Origin of the sequence: Streptomyces sp. SID5785 (genome assembly GCF_009870065.1) — a bacterium.
Classification (GTDB): Bacteria; Actinomycetota; Actinomycetes; order Streptomycetales; family Streptomycetaceae; genus Streptomyces.
Map to the genome: position 1 here is coordinate 12,161 of NZ_WWIA01001090.1, position 18,511 is coordinate 30,671.

18 protein-coding genes and 1 pseudogene are annotated in these 18,511 nt (G+C 73.7%); 10 read left to right on the plus strand and 9 right to left on the minus strand.

Features of this window, described 5'->3' with window-relative positions; genetic code table 11:
* Window positions 1-42: 42 nt before the first annotated feature.
* Entirely contained in the window at window positions 43-681 is a 639-nt protein-coding gene (locus GTW43_RS35175) for a hypothetical protein (protein ID WP_343246215.1), read from the minus strand.
* Between the two features lie 216 nt (window positions 682-897).
* Between GTW43_RS35175 and GTW43_RS35180 the strand changes: the two genes are divergently transcribed.
* Both GTW43_RS35180 and GTW43_RS35185 read left to right on the plus strand, forming a co-directional pair.
* Entirely contained in the window at window positions 898-2,289 is a 1,392-nt protein-coding gene (locus tag GTW43_RS35180; protein ID WP_161306032.1) for a peptidase C39 family protein, read from the plus strand.
* Between the two features lie 134 nt (window positions 2,290-2,423).
* Window positions 2,424-2,573 carry an SCO1431 family membrane protein gene (locus GTW43_RS35185; RefSeq protein WP_161306033.1) on the plus strand — a complete coding sequence of 50 codons (150 nt, stop codon included), beginning with the start codon at window positions 2,424-2,426 and terminating at the stop codon, window positions 2,571-2,573.
* Window positions 2,574-2,670: 97 nt separating this feature from the next.
* On the opposite strand, the gene GTW43_RS35190 is transcribed toward GTW43_RS35185, so the two are convergent.
* Window positions 2,671-3,915: a glycoside hydrolase family 18 protein gene (locus GTW43_RS35190; protein ID WP_161306034.1), complete on the minus strand. Its 1,245-nt coding sequence runs from the start codon at window positions 3,913-3,915 to the stop codon at window positions 2,671-2,673.
* Window positions 3,916-4,255: 340 nt separating this feature from the next.
* Between GTW43_RS35190 and GTW43_RS35195 the strand changes: the two genes are divergently transcribed.
* Complete coding sequence (locus GTW43_RS35195) at window positions 4,256-5,419, plus strand: acyl-CoA dehydrogenase family protein (RefSeq protein ID WP_161306035.1); 1,164 nt, start codon at window positions 4,256-4,258, stop codon at window positions 5,417-5,419.
* On the opposite strand, the gene GTW43_RS38375 is transcribed toward GTW43_RS35195, so the two are convergent.
* The gene (locus GTW43_RS38375) at window positions 5,382-5,579 is read right to left on the minus strand and encodes a hypothetical protein (protein ID WP_237536979.1); all 198 of its coding nucleotides are present in this window, start codon (window positions 5,577-5,579) and stop codon (window positions 5,382-5,384) included. The genes GTW43_RS35195 and GTW43_RS38375 overlap by 38 nt on opposite strands.
* Before the next feature lie 379 nt (window positions 5,580-5,958).
* On the opposite strand from GTW43_RS38375, the gene GTW43_RS35200 reads away from it, so the two are divergent.
* On the plus strand, window positions 5,959-7,029 hold the full coding sequence (locus GTW43_RS35200) for a hypothetical protein (protein WP_161306046.1): 1,071 nt from the start codon (window positions 5,959-5,961) through the stop codon (window positions 7,027-7,029).
* 69 nt (window positions 7,030-7,098) lie between these two features.
* Window positions 7,099-8,199 carry a phosphotransferase family protein gene (locus GTW43_RS35205; protein ID WP_161306036.1) on the plus strand — a complete coding sequence of 367 codons (1,101 nt, stop codon included), beginning with the start codon at window positions 7,099-7,101 and terminating at the stop codon, window positions 8,197-8,199.
* A gap of 46 nt (window positions 8,200-8,245) precedes the next feature.
* Here GTW43_RS35205 and GTW43_RS35210 read toward each other — a convergent pair whose 3' ends face one another.
* Entirely contained in the window at window positions 8,246-8,689 is a 444-nt protein-coding gene (locus tag GTW43_RS35210) for a hypothetical protein (RefSeq protein ID WP_161306037.1), read from the minus strand.
* Between the two features lie 257 nt (window positions 8,690-8,946).
* On the opposite strand from GTW43_RS35210, the gene GTW43_RS35215 reads away from it, so the two are divergent.
* The 4 genes from GTW43_RS35215 (at window position 8,947) to fxsA (ending at window position 12,998) form a co-directional block, all read left to right on the plus strand.
* Complete coding sequence (locus GTW43_RS35215) at window positions 8,947-9,387, plus strand: Lrp/AsnC family transcriptional regulator (protein WP_161306038.1); 441 nt, start codon at window positions 8,947-8,949, stop codon at window positions 9,385-9,387.
* Window positions 9,388-9,440: 53 nt separating this feature from the next.
* Window positions 9,441-11,054, plus strand: a complete 1,614-nt coding sequence (locus GTW43_RS35220; RefSeq protein ID WP_161306039.1) for an amidohydrolase — start codon at window positions 9,441-9,443, stop codon at window positions 11,052-11,054.
* Window positions 11,055-11,512: 458 nt separating this feature from the next.
* Window positions 11,513-12,343, plus strand: coding sequence for a polyprenol monophosphomannose synthase (locus tag GTW43_RS35225; protein WP_161306040.1), 831 nt, complete (start codon window positions 11,513-11,515; stop codon window positions 12,341-12,343).
* Window positions 12,344-12,410: 67 nt separating this feature from the next.
* Window positions 12,411-12,998, plus strand: coding sequence for an FxsA family membrane protein (gene fxsA / locus GTW43_RS35230; protein WP_161306041.1), 588 nt, complete (start codon window positions 12,411-12,413; stop codon window positions 12,996-12,998).
* Window positions 12,999-13,100: 102 nt separating this feature from the next.
* Here fxsA and GTW43_RS35235 read toward each other — a convergent pair whose 3' ends face one another.
* The 4 genes from GTW43_RS35235 to GTW43_RS35250 form a co-directional block, all read right to left on the minus strand.
* Window positions 13,101-13,475 carry an RNA polymerase-binding protein RbpA gene (locus GTW43_RS35235; protein WP_003977404.1) on the minus strand — a complete coding sequence of 125 codons (375 nt, stop codon included), beginning with the start codon at window positions 13,473-13,475 and terminating at the stop codon, window positions 13,101-13,103.
* Window positions 13,476-13,729: 254 nt separating this feature from the next.
* The gene (locus GTW43_RS35240; protein WP_161306042.1) at window positions 13,730-15,091 is read right to left on the minus strand and encodes an MFS transporter; all 1,362 of its coding nucleotides are present in this window, start codon (window positions 15,089-15,091) and stop codon (window positions 13,730-13,732) included.
* 43 nt (window positions 15,092-15,134) lie between these two features.
* The gene (locus GTW43_RS35245) at window positions 15,135-15,902 is read right to left on the minus strand and encodes a glycerophosphodiester phosphodiesterase (RefSeq protein ID WP_161306043.1); all 768 of its coding nucleotides are present in this window, start codon (window positions 15,900-15,902) and stop codon (window positions 15,135-15,137) included.
* A complete protein-coding gene (locus GTW43_RS35250) occupies window positions 15,899-16,585 on the minus strand; it encodes a hypothetical protein (RefSeq protein WP_343246216.1) in 687 nt (228 codons plus the stop codon). Before GTW43_RS35250 ends, GTW43_RS35245 begins: the two co-directional genes overlap by 4 nt.
* A gap of 98 nt (window positions 16,586-16,683) precedes the next feature.
* Between GTW43_RS35250 and GTW43_RS35255 the strand changes: the two genes are divergently transcribed.
* Window positions 16,684-18,183 carry a PLP-dependent aminotransferase family protein gene (locus GTW43_RS35255; protein WP_161306044.1) on the plus strand — a complete coding sequence of 500 codons (1,500 nt, stop codon included), beginning with the start codon at window positions 16,684-16,686 and terminating at the stop codon, window positions 18,181-18,183.
* A gap of 19 nt (window positions 18,184-18,202) precedes the next feature.
* On the opposite strand, the pseudogene GTW43_RS35260 reads toward GTW43_RS35255, so the two are convergent.
* Window positions 18,203-18,511, minus strand: a pseudogene (locus GTW43_RS35260) (hypothetical protein); the annotation flags it as partial.

Here is an 18,511-nt window from a genome sequence, read left to right on the forward strand (position 1 = left end):
GGAAGGCCGATTCCAGAGGTTCAGCACATCGCTGGCGGTCCTTCACGGTGAGTGACGAAAGGGGGGTCGGGCGAGGTCCCACGAGGCCCGTCGGGCCCCTTCGCGGATCTCGTACCCCTGCGGGCACACCCGGCTCACGCGCACCGATTCGTCCGCGAACGGCCAGGAGGGGTCCGTCGCGAAGTGCGCGATCTCGGCGGGGATCCAGCCGTCCCAGAACGCCCGCTGCGCCTCCCCGTCGCGGGCCCGGCCGCGCGCCCAGGACGCCTCGGAGGGCAGATCCAGCCACACGAGCCGCGCGAGGAACGGCCGCAGCGCGCGCCGGCCGGCGCCGACGCCCTCGATCAGCACCACGTCGGCGGCGGGCAGCGCCCGCACGGCACCGAACCGGCGCGCGTGCCAGTCGTACGTCTCGTAGTGCGCCGTCGTACCCCGCGCCAGGGGATCGAGCACCTGGGTGCGCAGCCGCGCCGTCCACCCGAACAGGGCGTCGTGGCTCGCGATGTCGTCGAGGCGCAGCACCGGCGCACCGCCGAGGGCCGCCGCGAGCCGGGTCGTGAACGTCGACTTGCCGGAGCCCGCGTGCCCGTCGATGCCGATCAGCCGCACCGGCCCGCAGGACGGCGGCAGCCCGCGCAGCCGTCCGGCGTACCGGTCGAGGGAGGTGTGCAGTGCGTCCACGGCGCTCAGCGTACGTGCCGGCGCGCACCAGGACGCGGGGCGGCGCCGCAGGTCATGCCAGTGGTGGAGACCAATATTGGACGGGTGACCGGGGGCGAAACGCTGGTGGAGATCCCGCCCCGGCGGCCATAGTTGGCGCACTGTTCCACCAGGAGCACACCACGCCTGCGCCCCGTCCGTACCGTCCGTCCGACCCGTCGACTGGGGGACCACCCGATGACCCGAACCGAACCCGCCACCGTCGATCACGCCCTGTCCCGCAGAACGCTGCTCGCGGCGGCCGCGGGCGTCGCCCTCGCCGCCACGGCGGCCGGCTCCGCGACGGCGGCCACCGCCGCCGCGGCCGCCCCGGACCGGAAGGCGGCGGCCCGCCCCGTGGACAACCGCGCCTGGACCACCTTCCCCGACTGGCGCTCCGGCACCGGCCGCGGCACCCGCGCCGTGCCCGGCGCCCGCCCCGGACTGACCCTCGCCCGGCCGGCGGGCACCCGCTCGTACACCGATCCGCACCTGAAGAAGACGGCCGACTGGGAGTACGCGACCTGGACCTCGCCGCTCCACCGCCTGTCCGTCCCCGCCACCGAGGTCATCGCCTCCTGGAACGCCCGCACCCCGGCCGGTACCTGGATCGAGGTCGAACTGCAGGGCACGTACAGCGACGGCGGCGAGACGCCCTGGTACGTGATGGGCCGCTGGACCGCGGGGGACGACGAGGACGCCGACATCCGCCGCACCTCCGTCGACGACCAGAGCGACGGGAAGTCCAGCATCTGGACGGACACCTTCTCGATCGACGACGCGGCCTCCGGGCTGCGCCTGGTCTCGTACCGGCTGCGCCTGACGCTGCTGCGCACCCCGGGCACCCGCGTGGCGCCCACCGTGTGGCGGCTCGGCGCGATGGGCTCGGACGTCCCGGACCGCTTCACGGTCCCGGCCTCCGTGCCGGGCGGGTCGGCCGAGCTGACCGTGCCGCGCTACTCGCAGGAGATCCACGCCGGCCAGTACCCGGAGTACGACGGCGGCGGCGAGGCCTGGTGCAGCCCGACCTCCTCGCAGATGATCATCGAGTACTGGGGCCGGAAGCCGTCGGCGGCGGACCTGGCCTGGGTGAACCCGGACTACGCGGACCCGCAGGTGTGCCACGCGGCCCGCCACACGTACGACTACCAGTACGAGGGCGCGGGGAACTGGCCGTTCAACGCGGCCTACGCGGCGACCTACCGGGACCTCCAGGGAGTCGTCACCCGGCTGACCTCGCTCACGGACCTGGAGACGCTGGTCGCGGCGGGCATCCCGGCCATCACGTCCCAGTCGTTCCTGAAGGAGGAGCTCACGGGCGCCGGCTACGGCACCTCCGGGCACCTGATGACGGTCATCGGCTTCACCGCCGACGGGGACGTCGTGGCCAACGACCCGGCCTCGCCGAGCGACCCGGCGGTCCGCCGCGTCTACAAGCGCCGCGAGTGGGAGAACATCTGGCTGCGCACCAAGCGGTACAACGCCTCCGGCTCGGTCGTCTCCGGCACCGGCGGCGTCTGCTACCTGTACTTCCCGGCCCGTCCGACGGCCCGGCAGCGGAAGGCGCTGGCGGCCGTGGGCGTGCGCTGACCTGCGTCGCGGCCGCGGCGTGACCAACGTCTCGGCCGCGACGGGCCCGCGCGGTGGCAAGGTGGAGGGGGCGCCGGAGGGGACACCGGGCGCCCCGGGGAAGTACCTCCACGTCCACGAACAGCGAGACAGACATGACCGCGAGCTCCGCCACCGCACCCGCCGCCGCCCGCACCCGCACGGGTGGCCCGCAGGAGGACGGCCCGAAGATCCTCGAGCACGTCCTCGGCTGGACCTTCGTGGTGGTCCTCGCGATGCTCGTCACCCAGCTCGGCTGGATGTGAGCCACCGCCGACGAGTCGGCGAGCCGGCGAGCTGAGGAGCTGACGAAGGGCGGGGTCCGCGAGTGCCGGACCCCGCCCTCGCCGCGTTCCGGAACGGTCAGCCGACGGCCTTGATCAGCTCGCCGTCGGCGGTGTCACCGGACAGCTCCCACAGGAAGGTGCCGCCCAGGCCCTGCTGGTTCTTGTAGTCCATCTTCCCGGCGATGGTCTGCGGGGTGTCGTAGGACCACCAGTCGTTGCCGCAGTACGCGTACGCGGTGCCGCCGACCGTGCCCGTGGCGGGGCACTTGGTCTTCAGCTCCTTGTAGTCGTCGATGCCCTGCTCGTACTTGCCTGCCGCGGGGCCGGTCGCGGTCCCGCCGGGCGCCTCCTGGGTCACGCCGGTCCAGCCGCGCCCGTAGAAGCCGATGCCGAGCAGCAGCTTCGAGGCGGGCACGCCCATCCCCTTGAGCTTGGTGATGGTGGCGTCCGAGTTGTAGCCGTCCTTCGGGATGCCGTCGTACGCGGTGAGCGGGGAGTGCGGGGCGGTCGGGCCCTGCGCGTCCCAGGCGCCGAAGTAGTCGTACGTCATCGGGTTGTACCAGTCGACGTACTGGGCGGCGCCCGCGTAGTCGGCCGCGTCCAGCTTGCCGCCCTCGGAGGCGTCGGCCGGGATCGCGGACGTGATCAGGTAGTCGCCGCCGAACTTCGAACGCAGCGCCGCCATCAGGTTCTTGTAGCCGTCGCGCCCGCTGGTGTCGCAGCTCAGGCCGCAGGCGTTCGGGTACTCCCAGTCGATGTCGATGCCGTCGAAGACGTCGGCCCACTTGGAGTTCTCGACCAGGTCGTAGCAGGACTGGGCGAAGGCGGCCGGGTCCTTCGCGGCGTCGCCGAACCCGCCGGACCAGGTCCACCCGCCGAACGACCAGAGGATCTTGAGGTCCGGGTGCAGCTTCTTCAGCTCGAGCAGCTGGTTGAAGTTGCCGCGCAGCGGCTGGTCCCAGGTGTCGGCGGTGCCGTCCACGGACTGGTCGGCCGTGTACGCCTTGTCGGTGGCGGCGTAGGAGTCGCCCATCGTGCACTTGCCGCCCTGGACGTTGCCGAAGGCGTAGTTGATGTGCGTGAGCTTGTCGGCGGAGCCGGACGTCTCGATGTTCTTGACGTGGTAGTTGCGGTCGTAGACACCCCACTCGGTGAAGTAGCCGACGACCTTGGAGCCGGCCGCGGCCTGCGGGGCCGGGGTGTCGTCCTGCGCGGCGGACGCGCCCCCGGCCGAGGCGAGCAGTCCGGCGCCGAGGACCGCGCAGCACGCGGCGGAGACGAGGGCCTTGAGAGAGGCGTGGGGGAGGTGCGGTCTGAGCATCGTGTCTCCTCGTGGGGGAGGGGAGCGTGGGGAAGGTGGTGCTGGACCTGCGGGCAGGACACTAGAAGGACTAGACCAGTGCGTCAATGGTCCGAACCAATTCCGTTTCCTTGCGGGGTCCGCGGACGGGTGGCCGGGAAAGTGGGAAAAAAAGTCTGAGTAAGCGGTCGTTAACTAGTGACGCGTGCGGTCTCATCGGGAATACTCAACACGCCGCAGCCGCTGGTCAGCCGCTTCTGTGACCCAGAAGGGCACCATCGGCTCCGGTAGTGACCACCCGGTGGAGCCGCTCACCCCGCGGCTGACACCGCAGCGCCCGCCCAGGGAGGACAGCGTCGTGATGCCGGAGCCAGGAGTCGAGCGGCAGCTGCCGACGGACGAAGCCCGGGACCTTTTGCAGCTGGTCCGCGACATCGCGCAGCGGGAGATCGCCCCGCGCGCGGCCGAGGAGGAGGAAGCGGGCAGCTTCCCGCGCGACACCTTCGCCCTGCTGTCCTCGTCCGGACTGCTCGGCCTGCCCTACGACTCCGAGTTCGGCGGCGGCGACCAGCCCTACGAGGTCTACCTCCAGGTGCTCGAAGAGCTCGCGGCCGCCCGCCTCACCGTGGGCCTCGGGGTGAGCGTGCACTCGCTGGCCTGCCACGCCCTGGCGAACTTCGGCACCAAGCAGCAGCGCGCGGAGCATCTGCCCGACATGCTCGGCGGCGGACTGCTCGGCGCCTACTGCCTCTCCGAACCGGCCTCCGGCTCCGACGCCGCCTCGCTGCGCACGAAGGCGGTCCGCGCGGGCGACGACTGGGTGCTCGAGGGCACCAAGGCCTGGATCACGCACGGCGGCGTCGCCGACTTCTACACGGTGCTGGCCCGCAGCGGCGGCGAGGGCGCCCGCGGGATCACGGCCTACCTGGTGCCCGGGGACGCGGCCGGGCTCACCGCCGCCGCCCCCGAGAAGAAGATGGGCATGAAGGGATCGCCCACCGCCCAGGTCCACTTCGACGGCGTGCGCGTCCCGGACGCCCGCCGGATCGGGGACGAGGGGCAGGGCTTCCAGATCGCGCTCTCCGCGCTCGACTCCGGCCGGCTCGGGATCGCGGCCTGCGCGGTGGGCGTCGCCCAGGCCGCGCTGGACGCGGCGGTGGCGTACGCGAAGGAGCGCTCCCAGTTCGGCCACCCCGTCGCGGACTTCCAGGGGCTGCGGTTCATGCTGGCCGACATGGCGACACAGATCGAGGCGGGCCGAGCGCTCTACCTGGCGGCGGCCCGGCTGCGCGACGCCGGCCTGCCGTTCTCCAAGCAGGCGGCCATGGCCAAGCTGCTGTGCACGGACGCCGCGATGAAGGTGACCACGGACGCCGTGCAGATCTTCGGCGGGTACGGCTACACGGCCGACTTCCCGGTCGAGCGCTACATGCGCGAGGCGAAGGTGCTGCAGATCGTCGAGGGCACCAACCAGATCCAGCGGATGGTCATCGCCCGGCACCTCGCGGGACCGGAGTCCCGCTGACCCCCTCGCCGCGCACCGTGGGCGCGGCCAGGCGTGCCCACTCGGGGTCGGGCCGGCCCGGCAGGGTCCGGCCCCGGTCCGACCACAGGGCGACCATCTCCCGGTAGATCGGCGGGTCCTGGGGGTCGGCCGCGCGCCGGCGCGCCGCCCGGGGTGACAGGGGCTGCTGCGGCGTCACGGACGCCTGCTGAACCGATCCCGCGGACGGTACGGGGGCGAGTGCGCGGCGGCGTCGCCCGGTGGGCGCGGGAACGGCGGTCTGCGACGGGCTCATGCCGGGTCAACGGAGCGGGGGCGGCGGAGGTCACCCCCGGCCGCGGTCGACCGTCAGTTCGCGGCCCGCCGCCCGGCCGTGCCCCCGGAAGACGTCCCGCATCTGGTCACCTCCCACGGTCTGACGTACCGTCAACTCCGCCGCCGGGCAGGCCGTACCCCTCCGGGCGACGTCAACCGCCGTGCGCCCGAGGAGATCCGCCGTGGCCGAAGACGACCGTCCCGTGGCACTCGACGAGTACCCGGTCCACCAGGTGCCGCTGTCGATGCGGCACGTCGCGACCGGCGACCGCAACGCCTACGACCGCTGCATCTTCCATCTCGTCGACCCCGCCGGGGAGTTCCTGCTCATCCTCGGCCTCGGCGTCTACCCCAACCTGGGCGTGATCGACGCCTACGCCACCGTGCGGGTGGGGGACACGCTGCACGCCGTACGGGCCTGCGACGCGCTCACCGACGACCGCATGAGCCTCGCCGTCGGCCCGCTGCGGATCCACGTCGAGCGGCCGCTCCAGGACTTCGTCCTCACCTGCGCCGCCGACCCGGACGACCCCGACGGCCTCTCGTACGAGATCAACTGGTCCGCCGACTTCCCGGCCCTGTGGGAGCCGCACCACACCCAGCGCCGCGGCGGCCGGCTCACCCTGGAGGGCCGGCGCTTCGTCCAGGCCGGGCACTGCGACGGGCGGCTGAGCATCGGCGGCCGCGACATCGACGTACGGGACTGGACGGGCACCCGCGACCGCAGCTGGGGCGTGCGCCCCGTGCCGGGCGAGGAGGGCGGCCGGCTGGCCGCGGCCCACCCCACCGAGGGCTTCCACTGGATCTGGGCGCCGGTCCGCTTCGCCGACCGCTTCCTCATGGTCGTCCTCCAGGAGGACGCCGACGGGTACCGCACCCTCAACGACGCCACGCTCGTGCGCCCCGGCGAGCGCGACCGCCAACTCGGCTGGCCCCGCGCCGACATCACCTACCGCCCCGGCACCCGCCACCCCGAGCGTGCGGTCGTCCACCTCACCGACCCCGCCGACGGCACCCCGCTCGAACTCGGCGTCGAGATCCTCGCCTCCTCCCCGCTCGCCGTCGGCGCCGGCTACCCGCCCGCCGACGACTGGCAGCACGGCACCTGGCAGGGCCCCGGCTGGACCGACCGCCGCACCTACGACCTCGCCGACCCGGCCGCGCACCCGCGCGCCGCGTACGGGGTCGTCGACCACGCCGCACGCTTCACCCTCGACGGCCTGGTCGGGCACGGCATCTTCGAGCACGGCAGCTTCGGACGGCACGACCCGAGCGGCTTCACCGGGTTCGACTCGACGGCGCCCGCCCGCCCCTGAGCGCCCGCAGGCCCCCTCAGCGCCCGGCCGCACAGTCCGCACACCGGTCCACGGAAAGGGAGTCCGGCCATGGCCACGGCACCGCGCCCCCGCACCTCCACCCGCGACCCCGAGGAGCTGGCCCGGCGGCTCACCCGCTGGCTCGACGGCCGGCTGCCCGGCGCCCGCGTCACGCACGTCGCCGTGCCCGAGTCCAACGGCATGTCGAGCGAGACCCTGCTCTTCGACATCGAGCACCGCACGGGCCCGGCGCGGGCCTGCGCGCTCCGGCTGGCCGCCGACCCGTCGGCGTACACGATCTTCCCGGAGTACGACATGCCGCGGCAGTACCGCACCATGCGGCTCGCCGCGCGCACCGGGCTGCCCGTGCCCGAGGTGCTCTGGTTGGAGGAGGATCCCGGGCCGCTCGGCGCGCCCTTCTTCGTCATGGAGCGCGTCGACGGACGCGTCCCGCCCGACGTGATGCCCTACACGTACGAGGGGAACTGGCTGCACGCCGCCACCGACGCCGAGCGCGAGGTGCTGGAGGACGCCAGTGTGCGGCTGCTCGCGCGGCTGCACGACGGGGTCCCCGCGAAGGACGCCGGATTTCTCGAACTGCCGGGCGAAGGCAGCCCGTTGCGTCGCCATGTGACGGGCCAGCGGGCCTACTACGCCTGGGTGGTCGAGGGGCGCCCGCGCTCACCGCTCATCGAGAGCGCCTTCGACCGACTCGAGGCGCTGTGGCCCCAGGAGGAGGGCGAGGCGGTGCTCAACTGGGGCGACGCGCGCATCGGCAACGTCATCTACGACGGCTTCACGCCCGCGGCCGTCCTCGACTGGGAGATGGCGGCGCTCGCACCGCGCGAGGTCGACCTCGGCTGGACGGTGTACCTGCACCGCTTCTTCCAGGACCTCACCGAGAGTTTCGGCCAGCCGGGCCTGCCGGGCTTCCTGCGCCGCCGCGCCGTCGAGGCCCGCTACGCACGCCTGACCGGGCACACCCCTCGGGACATGGACTTCTACACGCTCTACGCGGCCCTGCGGCACGCCGTCGTGATGCTCCGCGTCGCCTACCGGCAGGTCCACTTCGGGGAGAGCGCGGTGCCGGCGGACCCGGACACGCTGATCCTGCACCACGACAGTCTGCGTGCCATGGTGCAGGGCGCTTACTGGGACGGCCGGGACTGACCAGGGACCGGTCCGCGGCTGATCGGGACTGATCCGGGCGGACCGCTCAGGCCGCGCGGCGGTCCTGCTGCCGGGGCATCCGGATCGGGCGCGAACCGGGGCCGCCCACGTGCGAGAACGGCTGGGTGCGCCAGTCGAGTCCCTGGGGGAGCGTCAGCAGCAGCGCGGTGTCCTGCTCCTGAGCGCCCGTGAGGGAGTCGGCCGCCTCCGCGTCGGCCGCCGCGCGGCCGGTGCCGGAGCACACGGTCAGTCCGAACGGGTTCCACGCCGAGGTCACGTGCGCGTGCTCGGGCAGGACGTCCTCGTCCGCCAGGAGCGCGATGGGCTGGGCGCAGTCCGGGCAGATCACCCGGTACATCTCGAAGGTGTCGTACGCGTCGGTGTCGTCGGCCTCGAGGGCGTCGGACTCGACGACCTCCGGCGTGAGTTCCACGACGGGCTGCCGGCGGCCGCGCGCGGCCGTGCGTCCAGGACGCTTCGCACTCTGCATGGGATTCTCCCCCTCGGGTGGGCCGGCCGCGGATGTCCATGAGTCGCGGGCCTCGGCCACAGCAAGCACTTCCCGTCCCGTCAGCGGGGTAATCGCGCCATGCCCGCGGACACGGCCTCAGGGGTGTGGTCTTCGTCACATGCCGTGTGCGAGTGACCCCGGCGAGGTAGGCGAGAGGCCCGCTCCACCCTCTTCCGGGGGTCCCGGGGAGCCGCCGAGGTATCCCGGGAGATCGCCGGACCGGTAGGTTCGACGCCATGGAGGAGCTCGACCGACAGATTGTGCAGCTGCTCGTCAAGGACGGGCGGATGAGCTACACCGACCTGGGCAAGGCCACGGGCCTGTCCACCTCGGCCGTGCACCAGCGCGTCCGCCGGCTCGAACAGCGCGGCGTCATCCGCGGGTACGCGGCCGTCGTCGACCCCGAGTCCGTCGGCCTGCCGCTCACCGCGTTCATCTCGGTCAAGCCCTTCGACCCGAGCGCGCCCGACGACATCGCGGAGCGCCTCGCCGGCGTCCCCGAGATCGAGGCCTGCCACAGCGTCGCCGGCGACGAGAACTACATCCTGAAGGTCCGCGTCGAGACCCCGCACGAGCTGGAGAACCTGCTGGCGCGGGTCCGCTCCCTGGCCGGCGTCTCCACCCGCACCACCGTCGTCCTCTCCACCCCGTACGAGGCCAGGCCCCCGCGCATCTGACACCCGGGGACCCCGGCACCCGTCCGGGGCGCCCGGCGCGGGACACTGTCCCCATGAGCACGCCCCCCAGCACCCGTACCGTCCTCCTGCGCCGCGGCGAGGTCCACAGTCCCGCCGACCCCTTCGCGACGGCCATGGTCGTCGAGGCCGGCCACGTCGCCTGGGTCGGCTCGGAAGGCGCCGCGGACGCGTTCGCGGACGGTGTGGACGAGGTCGTCGACCTCGACGGAGCTCTGGTCACCCCGGCGTTCACCGACGCCCATGTGCACACCACGTCGACCGGCCTCGCCCTGACCGGCCTCGACCTCGCCGGCGCCCGCTCGCGCACCGAGGCCCTCGCCCTCGTCCGCCGGTACGCCGCGGACCACCCGGACGACCGCGTCCTGCTCGGGCACGGCTGGGACGCCGCCCGCTGGCCCGAGGACCGGCCGCCCTCCCGCGCCGAGCTCGACGAGGCCACCGGCGGCCGCCCCCTCTACCTGACCCGCATCGACGTGCACTCCGCCGTCGTCACCACCGCCCTGCTCGACCTGGTGCCCGGCGTCGCGGACCGCCCCGGCTTCAGCCCCGACGGGCCCCTCACCCGCGACGCCCACCACGCCGTGCGCGCCGCCGCCCTCGGCGCCGTCGGGCCCCGTCAGCGCGCCGCGGCCCAGCGGGCCGCCCTGCGCCACGCCGCGTCCCTCGGCATTGGCTCCGTCCACGAGTGCGGCGGCCCCGACATCTCCTCCGAGGACGACTTCACCGGGCTGCTCGACCTCGCCCGCTCCGAGCCCGGCCCCCGGGTCATCGGCTACTGGGCCGACCGCGACCTCGACCGGGCCCGCGCGCTCGGTGCCCTCGGCGCCGCGGGCGACCTGTTCGTGGACGGCTCCCTCGGTTCGCACACCGCCTGCCTGCACGAGCCGTACGCCGACGCCGCCCACACCGGCATCGCCTACCTGACCGCCGAGGACGTGGCCGCCCACGTCGTCGCCTGCACCGAGGCGGGCCTCCAGGCCGGGTTCCACGCCATCGGCGACGCCGCCGTCACCGCCGTCACCGACGGCCTGCGCGCCGCCGTGGACAAGGTCGGCCTCGCCCGGGTGCGCGCCGCCCGGCACCGCGTCGAGCACGCCGAGATGCTCAGCCCCGAGTCGGTCGCCGCGTTCGCCGAGTTCGGCCTCACCGCCTCCGTGCAGCCCGCCTTCGACGCTCTGTGGGGCGGCGAGGACGGCATGTACGCCGACCGGCTCGGCGCCGAACGGGCCCGCGCGCTCAACCCGTTCGCGGCCCTGCTGCGCGCCGGTGTGCCGCTCGCCTTCGGCTCCGACAGCCCCGTCACGCCGCTGGACCCCTGGGGCACGATCCGGGCCGCCGCCTTCCACCGCACGCCCGCCCACCGTGTCTCCGTGCGCGCCGCGTTCACCGCGCACACCCGGGGCGGCTGGCGCGCCGTCGGCCGCGACGACGCGGGCATGCTGGTGCCCGGCGCCCCCGCCGACTACGCCGTCTGGCGCACCGACGAGCTGATCGTGCAGGCCCCCGACGACCGGGTGGCCCGCTGGTCCACCGACCCGCGCTCCGGCACCCCGGGACTGCCCGACCTCACACCGGGCGCTCAACTCCCGGTGTGCCTGCGGACGGTGGTCTCCGGCCAGCCCGTCTTCGTACGGCCGGACGAGTGATGTGCGGGGCCGGTGTGCGCGTGGCGGGGGATCCGCACCGTCCCGCACGACCTGCGTATCCTCGGGCCTGACCAGGCCAGTTCGCGAAGAGCCGCAGGTCAATCGGCTGTTGACAGGGTGCGGAGGTCGGCCGGTAGGTTCGGCCGGGTCCACCACCTCCAGGTACGACCGGGGAGATCCACGCAGTCGTCGAACGCCACTGGGTCAGGGGGTGGTGCGCCCACCGGCGCACCACCGCTGGGAGCCAGGCCCAGCGCCCGCGCCACGGGGCGCTGGAACGTTCCGGCCGGTCGGCCAGGTGCGACCCGGGTGGGGCCCGGGCGTTCAGTAGACAACGGCTCTCGGACGACCCGCAGCCAGCGGGCCCCAGGTCGGCCCGAAGGACGCCCGGCCCCGATCCCGCAGTCCCGCACGCCCCTACCGAGGGCGGGCGATCCCCGCCCCGCACCCTGCTCGCTATGGTGGTCCCCTTGTGCAGGAAGTCTGAAGGGGAAGCTGTGAACGACGGCGGTGGGCGCAGTTTCGGCCCTCTGGGTACGACCTTGGTGATCATCCCGACCTACAACGAGGCGGAGAACATCACGACCGTCGTCGGCCGCGTCCGTGCGGCCGTGCCCGCGGCGCACGTCCTGGTCGCCGACGACAACAGCCCCGACGGCACCGGCAAGCTCGCCGACGAACTCGCGGCGGACGACCCGCAGGTCCACGTCCTGCACCGGACCGGCAAGGAGGGCCTCGGCGCCGCCTATCTGGCCGGCTTCGCCTGGGGCATGGAGCACGACTACGGCGTTCTCGTCGAGATGGACGCGGACGGCTCGCACCAGCCCGAGGAACTGCCCCGGCTGCTCACCGCGCTCAAGGGCGCCGACCTCGTCCTCGGCTCGCGCTGGGTGCCCGGCGGCCGGGTCGTCAACTGGCCCCGGTCCCGCCAGTTCCTCTCCCGCGGCGGCTCCACCTACTCCCGGCTGCTGCTCGACGTGCCGATCCGCGACGTCACCGGCGGCTTCCGCGCGTTCCGGCGCGAGACCCTCGAGGGCCTCGGCCTCGACGAGGTCGTCTCGCAGGGCTACTGCTTCCAGGTCGACCTCGCCCGCCGGGCCGTCAAGGCCGGCTACCACGTCGTCGAGGTGCCCATCACGTTCGTCGAGCGCGAGCTGGGCGACTCCAAGATGAGCAAGGACATCGTCGTCGAGGCCCTGTGGCGGGTCACGACCTGGGGCCTGGGGGAGCGGGTCGGCAAGGCCGTCGGCCGCGGACCGGCGGGCCCGGGCTCCGCCGGGCCCCGCTGAGCCCGGCGGCAGCGGTCCTGATCTTCCGCTTACGCCGTCTGGACGCCTTCCCAGGCACACTGGGGGCATGACCACTGGCACTCCGCCCCGCAAGCCGTCCACCGGGGCCCGGCGCTCCCGGGTCCGCAGATTCCTCCCGCTCGGCGTCGCCGCCTGGGTGGTCCTCGAGGTCTGGCTGCTGATGCTGGTGGCCGGAGCGTCCAGCGGCTTCACCGTCTTCCTGATCCTCGTGGCCGGGTTCGTGCTCGGCGCCGTCGTGATCAAGGCGGCGGGCCGCCGCGCCTTCCAGAACCTGAGCGAGACGATCCAGCGCGCCCAGACGGACCCGGCGGCGGCCGCAGAGCCCCGCTCCCAGGGCAACGGGCTGCTGATGCTGGCCGGACTGCTCCTGATGATCCCCGGGCTGTTCACGGACGCCCTGGGGCTGCTCCTCCTCGTGCCCCCGGTGCGCGGCGCGCTGAGCCGGTACACGGAGCGCACCGTCGAGCGCCGGATGAGCACGGCCGCCGAGGGCACGCTGGGCGGTGCCTTCCAGCAGGCGCGCATGCGGCAGCCCGGCACGACCGTGATCCAGGGCGAGGTCGTCCGTGAGGACGAGCGTCCGGGCGGCGGCCCCGACGAGTCGGAGTCGCGCCCGCCGATCACGCCGTCCTGAGGGGTGCGTCCCCGCGCGGGGACGCACAACGGCCGGGGGCCGGACACGCGGTGCGTGTCCGGCCCCCGGCCGTTGCATGTACTGCTGCGGGATCCCGCAGGGTCACGCGGACTTGCGGCTGTCCCTCGGGTGGACCGCGATGTTCATCGCACCCGAACGCAGCACCGCCAGACGCTCCTCGAGGACCTCTTCGAGCTCCTCACGGGTGCGCCGCTCCATCAGCATGTCCCAATGGGTGCGCGCGGGCTTCGCCTTCTTCTCCTCAGGGCCGTCTCCGTCGACCAGAAGTGCCTGGGCCCCGCAGACCTTGCACTCCCACTCCGGCGGAATCTCGGCCTCCACCGAGAAGGGCATCTCAAAGCGATGGCCCTTCTCGCATGCGTACTCCACGGCCTGGCGCGGGGCCAGGTCGATGCCGCGGTCCGTCTCGTAGCTGGTCACCACGAGGCGTGTGCCGCGAAGAGCTCGCTCACTCATGAATCGTGCCTCCCGGGCTTGTCGCCCACAGGACAGGTGTCGCTGTCGTCGTCATCCGGTCAACGTCCGGTCGGCGGTAAAGATTCCCGTTCCGGGTCATGCGTCGCCGTCGTAGCCGCCCCTTGTTGTACCCACCAGCGCCCGGTTTGTCACATCTGACACCAGATGTCACCTGGCGTTGCCCGGACCGGACGTGCAGTAACGGTCCGCCTGGCAGGCCAACCGCGTACACTACCGGCCTTTGGCTTCAGGTGCTAAATCCGGGTGGGTACGGGATTGCCCGCGTCGCGCACCGCCTGACGGACCGGCACCCGCGCGAGCAGGACGAACCCGAGCGCGAAGAACACCACCAGGGACACGATCGCGTCCCGGTAGCTGCCCGTCAGCTGGTACGCGAGCCCGAACACCAGCGGGCCCAGCCAGCTCATGCCCCGGTCGCTCATCTCGTACGCGGAGAAGTACTCGGCCTCCTTGCCCGCGGGCACCAGGTGCGAGAACAGAGAGCGCGACAGGGCCTGGGTGCCGCCCAGGACCAGGCCGATCCCCACGGCGAGCACGAAGAACCACCCGGGCGCACCCGCCGGCAGGTAGTACCCCGCCGCGAGCGTCACCGTCCACGCCACCAGCGAGCCCAGGATCGTGCGCTTGCCGCCGTACCTGCGGGCCAGCCGGCCCATCGCCAGGGCGCCGGCCACGGCGAGGACCTGCACCAGGAGCACCGCCACGATGAGCGTCGACTGCTCCAGCTCCAGCTCCTCCGAGCCGTACACGGAGGCCTGCGAGATCACCGTCTGGACGCCGTCGTTGTAGACCAGATAGGCGAGCAGGAAGGACAGCGTCAGGGGGTGGCGGCGCATGTCCTCGAGCGTGGCCCTCAGCTGGCGCAGGCCGGGCACCGTACCGCCGGACGGGGACGCGGACGCCGGCCCCCGGTCACGCAGACGGCGCAGCGGGACCAGGGTGAACGCGCCCCACCACACGCCCGCCGTCGCCAGACAGATCCGTACCGCCGTCGACTCCGCGATCCCGAAGGCGTCGTGGTTCAGGTAGAGCACGAGATCGGCCACCAGGACGAGCGCGCCCGCCGCGTAGCCGAACGCCCACCCGCGCGTGGAGACGGTGTCGCGCTCCTCCGGGGGAGCGATCTGCGGCAGGTAGGCGTTGTAGAGCACCATCGAGACGGACAGCGAGGCGTTCGCCACCACGAGCAGGGCGCCGCCCAGCAGATAGCGGTCCCCGTCCAGGAAGAACATCCCGGCCGTGGCCGCCGCGCCGGTGTAGGCGGCGACCGCGAGCAGCGGCTTCTTGCGGCCCGAGCGGTCGGCCGCCGCGCCCGCCAGCGGCATCACGAAGATCGCCAGGATCACCGAGAGCGACACCGCGTAGGCGAAGAAGGAGCCGGCCCGGACCGGGAGGCCCAGCGGGTGCACATAGCCGTCCGCGTCCGCCGCCGCCTTGGCGACCGACGTGAGGTACGGCCCCAGGAAGACGGTCAGGACGCTCGTGGAGTAGACCGAGCAGGCCCAGTCGTAGAAGTACCAGCCGCGCTGTTCGCGGCGGCGCGCGGCGAGCGCCTCGGCGCCGTCACCCGTCCCCTGCGCCGTCTCGGTGCCCACCCGTGTCCCCTTGTGTCCCCGTGGTCCCAGGACGCCGCCGCGGTCAGACCCAGGACCCCAGGTCCGTCAGCACGTCGCGCAGCGTCTCGATGCGATCGGAAACTATGCCATCGACCCCGAGCGCGAGAAGACGCCGCATCTCGGTCTCGTCGTTCACCGTCCAGACGTGCACCTGCAGCCCGCGCGCGTGGGCGGCCCGCACGAAGCGCCGGTCCACGACACGGATCCCGTACTGCGCGACGGGCACCTGCGCGCACACCGCCGTGCGGTCCAGCGGGGCGGGTATCCCGTACGAGCGCAGCCGCAGACCCGCGACGCCCGCGGTGCCGTACGACGTGGCCAGGCGCGGGCCGGCCAGCGTGCGGGCCCGGGCGACGCGGCCCTCCGAGAAGGACCCGACACAGACGCGGTCCCACGCGCGCGTGCGCCCCAGCAGCTCCAGGAGCGGGGACAGCGCGGCCTCGGCCTTGACGTCCACGTTCCAGCGCACCTCGGGAAACGTCTCGAGCAGCTCGCCGAACAGGGGCACCGGCTCACGGCCCGCCACGCGCGCGTGGCGCACGTCGTCCCACGGCAGGTCCGCGATCCGGCCGTGGCCGTCCGTGACCCGGTCGAGCGTGGCGTCGTGGAAGGCGACCAGGCGCCCGTCGGCGGTCGCGTGCACGTCGGTCTCGATGTACCGGTACCCGAGGCCGACGGCGCGGCGGAACGCGGCGACCGTGTTCTCCAGGCCGTCCGCGTCGCCGCCGCGATGGGCGAGCGCCAGCGGGCCGGGATGGTCGAGGTACGGGTGGCGCACGGGCTCGGTCACGTGCGCAGTATCGCCTGATCGGGTGACGCGCCGACGACCGGGGCGGAACCGTCCGACGGCGCAGGGACGGCGAAGCGCCGCAGGAAGAACTGCGCCAGCGGGCCGATCGCCAGGGCGTACGCGACGGTGCCGACGCCGATCGTGCCGCCCAGCGCGAAGCCGCTCACCACGACCGCGACCTCGACGACCGTCCGCATCAGCCGGATCGAGCGGCCGGTGCGCCGGTGCAGCCCCGTCATCAGGCCGTCGCGCGGCCCGGGGCCGAACCGGGCGGCGATGTACAGCCCCGTCGCCACGCCGTTCAGCACGATCGCGGCCGCCATGAGCGGAATGCGCACCCCCAGGGCGTGCACGTCCGGGACCACGGCGAGGGCGCCGTCCATCGCGAGGCCCACCACGAAGACGTTCGACACGGTGCCGAGACCGGGCCGCTGGCGCAGCGGGATCCACAGGAGCAGCACGATCGCCCCCACGATGATCGACACGACGCCGATCGAGATGCCGGTGAGCTCGGTCAGGCCCTGGTGCAGCACGCCCCACGGCTCGAGCCCGAGCCCCGCCTCGACGAGCAGCGCCGAGCTGACGCCGTACAGCGCCAGACCCACGTAGAGCTGGACGAGGCGGCGCACGAGCGCGCCGCCGGACGGCGCCGGAGATCCGGCGGCAACGGGTGAACCGGACACGAGGTGCCCCCTGTGGTGGTAGTGGCCTGACCCATGACACTCTGTGGCTCGGAAACGGACGCCAACCATGGCCAATTCCGGGAAGGTGGACTGGACGCATGGCCCAGTGGACTTCGGCGATCGGTTCGGCCCAGCTCGCCCGGCTGCTCACCTCGCAGCAGCCGCGCCCGGCCGTCCCCGGAGCCAAGCGCCCGCCCGCCTACCGCGCCCTGGCCGACGGCGTCCGCCTGCTCGTCCTGGAGGGCCGGGTTCCGGTCGCCACCCGGCTGCCCGCCGAGCGTGAACTCGCCGTGGCCCTGTCGGTCAGCCGCACCACCGTGGCCGCCGCCTACGAGGCGCTGCGCGGCGAGGGCTTCCTCGAGTCCCGGCGCGGCGCGGGCAGCTGGACCGCCGTGCCCGCGGGCAACCCGCTGCCCGCGCGCGGCCTGGAGCCACTGCCGCCCGAGGCCCTCGGCTCGATGATCGACCTCGGCACCGCCGCCCTGCCCGCCCCCGAGCCGTGGCTGACCCGGGCCGTCCAGGGCGCCCTGGAGGAACTGCCGCCCTACGCGCACACGCACGGCGACTACCCGGCCGGTCTGCCCGCGCTCCGCGCGATGATCGCCGAGCGCTACTCGGCGCACGGCATCCCGACCATGCCCGAGCAGATCATGGTCACGACCGGGGCGATGGGCGCCATGGACGCGATCTGCCACCTCTTCGCGGGCCGCGGTGAGCGCGTCGCCGTCGAGTCGCCCTCGTACGCGAACATCCTGCAGCTCATGAAGGAGGCGGGCCTGCGGCTCGTGCCCGTCGCGATGGGCGACGGGCTCGCGGGCTGGGACCTCGACCGGTGGCGCCAAGTGCTGCGCGACGCGGCGCCGCGCCTCGCCTATGTGGTGGCCGACTTCCACAACCCCACCGGGGCGCTCGCCGACGAGGAGCGGCGCCGTTCCCTGGTGGACGCGGCGCGGTCCGCGGGCACGGTGCTCGTCGTCGACGAGACGATGACCGAGCTGCACTTCGACCGGGACCTGCGGATGCCGCCCCGGGTCTGCGCGTTCGACCCGGCGGGCTCCACCGTCGTCACGGTCGGCTCGGCCAGCAAGGCGTTCTGGGCGGGCATGCGCATCGGCTGGGTGCGGGCCGCGCCGGACGTCATCCGCAGTCTCGTCGCCGCGCGCGCGTACGCGGACCTCGGCACCCCGGTCCTGGAACAGCTGGCGGTCAACTGGCTGCTCAACACCGGGGGCTGGGAGGAGGCCGTCGAACTGCGCCGCGGCCAGGCCAGGGAGAACCGGGACGCGCTGGTGGCCGCCGTGCGCCGGGAGCTGCCGGACTGGGAGTTCGCCGTGCCCGAGGGCGGCCTCACGCTGTGGGTGCGCTCGGGCGGCCTGTCCGGGTCGCGCCTCGCCGCCCTGGGGGAGCGGGTCGGCGTGCGGGTGCCGTCGGGGCCCCGGTTCGGCGTCGACGGGGCGTTCGAGGGCTACGTGCGGCTGCCGTTCACCGTGGGCGGGGCCGTGGCCGACGAGGCGGCGGTGCGGCTCGCCGCGGCGGCGCGGCTGGTGCGGGACGGCCAGGGTGCGGGCGGGGACGTGCCGCGCACCCTGATCGCGTGATCCGTCGGCCGGGAGCAGCTCAGCGCTCGGCCAGCGCCTCGGCCTCGTCGGCGGGCTCGGGCACCGACTCGACGCCCGTGCCGGACGCGGCGGGCTCGACCTCCCGGTCGCCCGGGGTGACGCGCTCGGGCAGCAGGGCCACGACCGCCTGCCGCTGGGCCTCGCTCGTCGCGTCGTCGTACGGGTCCGGGGTGGCCGGCACCTGAACGCGGTGCACCGGACCGGAGCCCAGACGGGCGTATCCGCGGCCGGGCGGGACCTCGTCCGCGGGCGTCGTCTGCGGCAGGGTGCCCAGGACGTCGCGCAGCTCCGTCTCGCCGGCCGGACC